Origin of the sequence: Rectinema subterraneum (assembly GCA_009768935.1) — a bacterium.
Classification (GTDB): Bacteria; Spirochaetota; Spirochaetia; order Treponematales; family Rectinemataceae; genus Rectinema; species Rectinema subterraneum.
Map to the genome: position 1 here is coordinate 1 of WESA01000073.1, position 7,046 is coordinate 7,046.

Consider the following 7,046-nt stretch of genomic DNA (forward strand, 5'->3'; position numbering starts at 1 on the left):
GGCCAGCATTCTCTCTGACCCTGGCATGCTCTTTTCGCTTGTGCTTCTTTTCCTGCCGCGCATATTCGATACCTACCAGCGAATCAAGGAAGCAGGGGAAGTTCGCGCCATCAATCTCTCCAGGCGGAATTTGCGCCGCTCTCTCGCAATGCTTGAGCAATTGATCATCGCGAGCATTGTTCAAGCGTGGCGCACAGCAGCTGCGATGGAGATCCGCGCGTATTCTCCTGCGAGGACATTGCGCCTTCAGAAATTTGCCTGGGGCGACTGGGCTATGGCTGGAGCAGCCATCGCATTGCTGTTCCTCGCTAAATTATAGCTGATAAAGCGAGCTCACAAACAAGCACAGACTTCATATCATTTCGGAATGCACCGGTCATTTTGGAATGCGCCGAACCCCGTCCCATGGCTCCACAGAGACAGACCCGTGCGAATGTTCGACCGACCATAATTCTACGGGCTGCTCTTTTCCTTCCACAGACGCAAGGCCGAGACGCCTTACTATCATCGCTCCGCCCTCCGGCAAGCCAAGAGCGATTTCGGCTTCCGTCGAACTCGATGGTTCCGCATTCCGAATTGCGTGCTGCACGGTATCCCTCATCGTGAGAATCGAAGTCCCGATAGCCTTGTTTGCAGCCTCAAGACGGCTTGCGATATTCACTGAATCGCCTACTGCAGTGTAGGCAAAACGCCTGCTGGAGCCAAGGTTCCCCACAATTGCTTTGCCTGTCGCGACACCTATTCTTGTCCGCGGCGCGATACCATATCGCTGTTCCAACTCCTTGCTTGCAGCACCAAGCCTGGCCTGAATCCGCACTGCAGTCGCAAGTGCCCGATACGCATGATCATCCACACTCAAAGGCGCATTCCAGAAAGCGACAACCGCATCGCCCACATACTTGTCCAGGGTCCCGCCCATCGCAAGAATCTCTTCGCTAATAATTCCCAAGTACTCGTTCATGAAGGCTGCGAGCTGAGTGGGATTCAGTTTTTCTGAAGCCGAAGTAAAGCCCACCATATCGGTGAACAGTGTGGTGATGGTTTTCAATTCTCCGCCAAGCTGCAGAGTTTCTGGCTGATCCACCAGCGAGGAGATTACCTCAGGAGAGAGATACTGGGCAAAAGCCCTGCGCAGGTATGCCTTTTGTCTTCCTTCAGCTTGATAGCCCAAGCCGATTGCTGCGACCAAGGCTGCAAATGCAGCCACCAAAGCCGAAATCGGGTTGAAAAAGACAAGATTCCCGAACAGCACGAGGCACAGCGCAATCGGAGTTCCGACTGCAATAATCACCGCAAGCGCAGCAATAAGCCGCTTGTGCACCATCGGGGCAAATGCCATAAGCGCAGCTCCCAGCGCCCCGACGAGCATCTCCAACCATATTGGTGTGCGCTGCATGAATGTGTGGTTGAACATATTATCGATGAAGGTGGCATGTATCTCCATGCCCGGCAGCGCAGGATCTATGGGCGTCGCCTGCCTGTCCATGAGCCCTGGCGCAGAAAGGCCCACGACAACTACCTTGCCGCTGAAATCAATTTGTGGTGAAGGCTGCGGCGAGGCTTCCCCTGTGGCGCTGCCCTTCGCGTTACCCTGCACGCTGTCCATTGCCGCAGCAATAACCTGCGCCGCACTGTATCGCTCGAATCGCGCAGGGCTTCCGAATTTCAAGAGAACAGCTCCGTCAGCAGGCAATGAAGCCGCTAGCTCCTTCGGATTCGAACTTTTGCTGACCGCCGCCAGTCCAAGCGACAGCAATCTTCTATCATCCTGGCTCATCCACGCCTGATATTTTCTGCAAATCCCGTCAGAATCGACAATTGCCGCGACATGCCCGGATAGCGCATTTGGCACATCGAGCACTGGCTTCTTGCTCGCCAGCGTCGCGAGAACTACATTCCCCGCTTCAGTCATAGCCTGGGCGCACTTCGCATCATCCTCAGGTCCGAATGTGGACGGTTCAGTAAAGAGAATATCGTATGCCTGCGCCTCAGCATCCCGCAAATACCCCGCCAGAATTCCGTACAGTTCGCGAGGCCATGGCCACCCGAGGCCAAGCTCTTTCTGCACCCAATCAAGGCTGGATTGATCGATCATAACCAGGGCGATTTTGCCATGCTCTGCTGATTGGGCCCCGCCGCCAGAAGACATTGCGCTTCGCTTTGTCGGCGCTGCATGTGCGCGCATCTGGCTGTCATAGATGGCCATTCCGAGATGCTCTGTCGCACCGAGCCACAGAAACACCAACATGATCCCGAGCCCCACAGCCAATGCCCAGAAAAATCGGGCCTTTCTGCTCATTGCTGAGTGGAATTCCGGCATGGAGCTGCGATCGTGTTCCATTAGAAAAGCCTCTTCATTGCCTCGAACCGCTCTCGCCGGATGAGCTCAAGCGGAGCGACTGTTCCGAATACCTGGGGCCTGGGACCAAACGCATTGATGCTCGCTTCGAGCACACTTCCTTCGGAAGCCGGGTAGCCGATATCGGAAAATTGGCTTTCGAGCCTGAACATTCCAGCTGTGTTTCGTGCTGCGGCTCGCCGTGCTTTCAATTCAGCAGCTTGCTCATATTGCTGCTCGAGCACTGCAATCCGTGCCAGCCGATCTGCCGGCAAGGGGTGCTGCATCGAGTACTGCTGAATATGCTCGTTTTGCGTATCTGCCAAAGCGCTCACAAGTTCCTTCAGGGCTGAAGTGCGGTATCCTGCTTCGTACAGTATGTGCATTGCTTCGGCATCCGCCTCGAATTCCATCGCCTGTGAATACCCCTGAACCGAAATGAGCGACACAAAATCGTGTACCGCCGCGGAAAAAAGTGCCGCCGTTTCCTTATTCTCAGTGTTTGCGGCTTGTGTCGAAAGAGCCGCATAGTACATGGCCAGATCTCCCATGCGATAGCTCGCGAGCGAAACCAGCCCGTGCCCAAGTGCCGTGTGCGAAATTTCATGCGCCAGCAAAGCCGCGAGCATATCCTCGGAAGTCGCAAGGCTCAGAAGCCCCCTCGTGACAAGCACAAAACCTCCAGGGGCTGCGAACGCATGCGCTTCATCGCTGTCGAGAATCAGAATATGGTAGCCCTGCGGCAACAAAGGCCGCGCGGAAAAAAACGAAAGCCCCTGGCCGATTTTATTGACGTACGCTGTAAGTTCAGGCTGATTGTACACAGGATATTGGGAAAGCACGGCGGCAGCCACTACTCGCCCGATGGCGTATTCTTCTTCATAGGTAAATGGCCTGGATTCAGTCTGGAACGACCTGGCAGCTTCGCGAATGAGGCGGGCTTGCTCCGGAGTGATCATCCCTTGCAAAAGGGCCTGGTTCAAAAAAAGCTGTAATGCCTCGGGCGACACGGTGCATGATGAGAAAAGTAATGTCGCCAGGGCGAGCACCAAGCCCGCCAAAACCGCCACAAGCGATCGAGACCGGAGCGAAACAACATGCACGTCACAATTCTCCCGGTGAGAAATCGATCCCCTGAATGAAGGCCAAACATTCTGCAAATGAATAGGTCAGTTTTTCCATTTCATCGACTGCATCGAAATTGAAAGCGTTGCCTTCCTTGAGCGCAGACTCGAGCGTCGACGAAAAACCTTTGCCAGCCAGCACAATTTCAGATTCCTGCAAAGGAGGAGGAGCCGAAGCGGCGTCGGAGGACAAGGAAACCTTGGCTGGAGCCAGAGCGCTTATGTGAATATACCCAGGCTTGCTCAATCCCTGCACAAAACCAAGTACCCAGCCATTTTCAATCTGTACGACAGCCACGGGAGTCCGGTACGCTGCAAATAAAAGCACAGGCGAAGCAAATGAAGGGGTAGCTCTTACCGCGGTTTTCTCGACACGGATAAGCATGGTGGTTTCGGCAGGCTTTCCCTGGGCGTATGTCACGGCTGCAATCACCATTACAAGGACAATCAATATACTGAATCGATGCTTCATGACATTCCTTCTTGAACAGCGGCGCGTTCATCGCGCGCCTGCCTGTACACATACAATTATGCCGCATTCCACTTTTTTTAACATGGGGTCTGACCCCTTTTTTTAAATTTTTTGCCGAGCGGACCGAGCGAGGCGCGGGGTGCGCGAGTCACGCGGCCACTGGCGGCTACCTCTCTCTTATAAAATCCTCGATATGCGCCTTCCAATCAAGAAGCGCCCTTGCTATTGGCTTACGCGGATCATCTTCCCGCATTTGTGCGATCTGCGCTTCCAGCTGTGCATAATCGGCGAGCGCTGTTGCTCCTTTCTCAAGAGGGAGCTGAACCCATCCCGAAGCATGCTTTCTCCAAGATACATGCTGTTCTGCTGTCAAAGTTTCAGGAAAATTGCGTGCCAGGAGTCTCCCCATAAGCGTCGGTATTCTCTGATCGCGATAGGTGATCCTCAAAAATTCGTTTTTCGCGGCATGAGGCCCCTGCTCCCGCAGCACCTCATGGAAGCGCTCGAGTTCTTTTCTGTCTTCATCGGGGTAGAATCCGCCCCCATAGAGCGCATATTCAGGATCCAGCTCTTCCGAAGTCTTTTTTTCATGGCGATATGCGGCAATGAGGCGCTCTTTCAGACCCGGCACTGCTTCAAGTTCGCGAAGGTTCTGTCTGCATTGCTCGATATCGATGCCGAGCCTCTTCGATGAATCTTTCGTGAGCGCTTTGACAGGAGCAAGGTATGGGCAGCTGTTGAGCCTGATCATCGTTATGGGCGGGCGCTGCGGGCCTGTAGCGCCTTCTAGTCGCTCGGTGAACAAAAGATCCCTCAGCTCATCTTCGCTCATCTGAGCAAAGGGCTCAGGTTTGAAGCGCAGATCGTACGCGACAAGCGCATGTCGATCAGCCTCGACAAGGCCGAGGGGTGCTATCACGGTCGTACAGCCATTCGGACGCGTGTACAGCTGCGAGGTATGGACGAGCATATGCTCCCGCAGAGAGAGGTTAACCAAAGGCGCAAGGTTCTCGCGACGTCTGTGATGGTAGTACCACTCATAGAGGCGCGGATACGTATGCTGCACCTTTTTGGCGAGGCCTATGGTCGCTCGCACATCGAACAGGGCGTCGTGGGCGGTCTCGTGCGCAATATTGTTCGCCTTCGCAAGCTCCTCCAACCTGAATGAAGGATTGCCATCGCCATTCACCGGCCATTCAAAGCCCTCGTGTTTCAGGTCATGCACCGCACGCATCAGATTGATAATGTCCCAGCGCGAATTATCGTTTTTCCATTCGCGGACATAGGGATCGAGCAGATTTCTGTAAAAGAGGCGCCGAATGAATTCATCGTCGAACTGGATCGAGTTGTAGCCCACAACCGTAGTATTGGGCACTGCCATTTCATGCATAATGCGAAGGGCAAATTCGTATTCACTTATGCCCTTGCGCTCTGCTTCCTGCGGCGTAATCCCATGGATGTAGCAGGCTTCAGGGTCAGGGAGGTAGTCGGGCGGCAGGCGGCAATAGAGCACGATTGGATCGGCGATTTCTTCGAGTGCTTCATTCGTGCGGATAAGCGCGCACTGAGCAATTCGGTCGTGCTGCGGATCGCGGCCGAATGTTTCAAGATCATACCAGAGCATCGTTGCGGGCATCGAGGCGCCTCACGTTCCCTGTTCCAGAGTGAACATCTTGGGATCGAAACCTTCGGATCCAATCCAAAGGTTGATCATGATGCCGCCCTCCGGAATGCGCTCGAGCTTGACCCCTTTTATTTGCCAGCCGATCATTTCCAATCGTGCAGTGCCCAAGAGATCATGCCCAACCATAGTGCCATAGTACGAAGCGAGTTCAGGCCTCTGCTGGATCATGAGACTATGTTCTATTTCGGCGATTTCGCTGTCAGTGCGAGGCCTGTCATCGATAGCCGCTATATGAAAGCCATCAGCTTCCATGTGGAGCGAAATCACCATCTTTTTTGGGTTGCCATGAAGCAGATAATTTGCTAGCTCGCTTATCAGCTGAACATAGAGTTCCTGCCGTTTCATTTTTTCGTTGCTCCTTTCTTCCGATTCACCACCATGCTCCCGATTGCTCCACAGCGGGATCAGTCAGACTTCGACGACTTGTACCAATCGATGATCGAAACGATCAATGTCGCGGTAAGCCCTGCGGCGAAGCCATTGTTGTAGAGATCCATTCCACCATGCCATGCGCCAGTCCGATCTACGATGACAAGGTGCAGGAAACCGGCGACAAATCCGATAACTGGCCCGAATTCGCCAGCTAGAGGCGCCAGTGCAGTCCCGAACAGTATCGCCAGCAAGGGACCAGGCGCAAGTATGCTCTTTCCAAATACAAAAATCGCCGCGATTATGCCAAGCACCACAGGGAAAACATTTTTCGGATGCTTTCCAAAAAACGCAAATCCGATCAGGGTAAAGAGCCCCCCGAGCACAGGCCCATTTAGCGGCGCACCGAGCGCGACCATAAATATCCAGAAAAGCAGACCAATAATCGAAGCATTCAGAAGCGCCCCTTTAGAAGATACAAAATCCGAAAAATCGCTCGGAAGACGGCCTGACATCGCCATGATCTTGAGCATATCGCGACCGGCCTGCCCAATGTTTGAATGACCATGGCCTGGATTTTCTGCCACAATGCATACAACCGCGATGAGCACGATTGCCGGAACAATTGCGATTAAAAGCGGCTCACGCTCTGTCCCCCACATCGAAAGAGGCAAAATATCCGCCCCTGCCGCGTGCGAAAGTGAAGCGGTGAAGAGCCCCACAAAGCCCGCGGTAAGGCCAACATTATACAGATTATATCCCTGATGGAGACGCAGCATCGCAATGGCGATCGGCGGCAATATGATGCCAATTCCCAAACCTATTAAAAACGATCCTGGCAGGGCGAAAACAGGTTTCACTCCCACCTCGAATGCAAGAAAGGTAATGAGCGGCCCCATCGCTGTCCCGAACATGGCGATCAGGGCGTAATCGCGAGGCTTTTTTTTCACAATGAGGGCAGAAAGAGAAACACCAGCCATAATCGGGATGCAGTTGAACAAGGTTTTGCCAAAAAATGCGAATCCCATCATCGTGAACAAGGCAGCCAGCGCCGCTCCC

Annotated in this window: 7 protein-coding genes; 1 reads left to right on the top strand and 6 read right to left on the bottom strand. The window is 53.7% G+C overall.

What is annotated here, in order from left to right; translation table 11 throughout:
* On the top strand, positions 1–319 hold a 319-nt coding region (locus GAP13_RS12200; RefSeq protein ID WP_222126218.1), incomplete at its 5' end, for a CbiQ family ECF transporter T component.
* A gap of 57 nt (positions 320–376) precedes the next feature.
* Here GAP13_RS12200 and GAP13_RS12205 read toward each other — a convergent pair.
* From GAP13_RS12205 to GAP13_RS12230, 6 genes are all read right to left on the bottom strand, one after another.
* Positions 377–2,341 (bottom strand): CHASE2 domain-containing protein, encoded by a 1,965-nt coding sequence (locus tag GAP13_RS12205; RefSeq protein ID WP_158907852.1) that lies wholly within the window; start codon positions 2,339–2,341, stop codon positions 377–379.
* Positions 2,341–3,441 (bottom strand): M48 family metalloprotease, encoded by a 1,101-nt coding sequence (locus tag GAP13_RS12210; protein ID WP_158908579.1) that lies wholly within the window; start codon positions 3,439–3,441, stop codon positions 2,341–2,343. The genes GAP13_RS12205 and GAP13_RS12210 overlap by 1 nt, the downstream gene beginning before the upstream one ends.
* Before the next feature lies 1 nt (position 3,442).
* Positions 3,443–3,934 carry a hypothetical protein gene (locus GAP13_RS12215; RefSeq protein ID WP_158907850.1) on the bottom strand — a complete coding sequence of 164 codons (492 nt, stop codon included), beginning with the start codon at positions 3,932–3,934 and terminating at the stop codon, positions 3,443–3,445.
* 166 nt (positions 3,935–4,100) lie between these two features.
* Positions 4,101–5,570, bottom strand: a complete 1,470-nt coding sequence (sbcB, locus tag GAP13_RS12220) for an exodeoxyribonuclease I (RefSeq protein WP_158907849.1) — start codon at positions 5,568–5,570, stop codon at positions 4,101–4,103.
* Between the two features lie 9 nt (positions 5,571–5,579).
* Complete coding sequence (locus tag GAP13_RS12225; RefSeq protein WP_158908580.1) at positions 5,580–5,963, bottom strand: hypothetical protein; 384 nt, start codon at positions 5,961–5,963, stop codon at positions 5,580–5,582.
* 59 nt (positions 5,964–6,022) lie between these two features.
* Positions 6,023–7,046 (bottom strand): DUF1576 domain-containing protein (locus GAP13_RS12230; protein WP_158907847.1); only part of this gene is annotated, 1,024 nt, incomplete at its 5' end.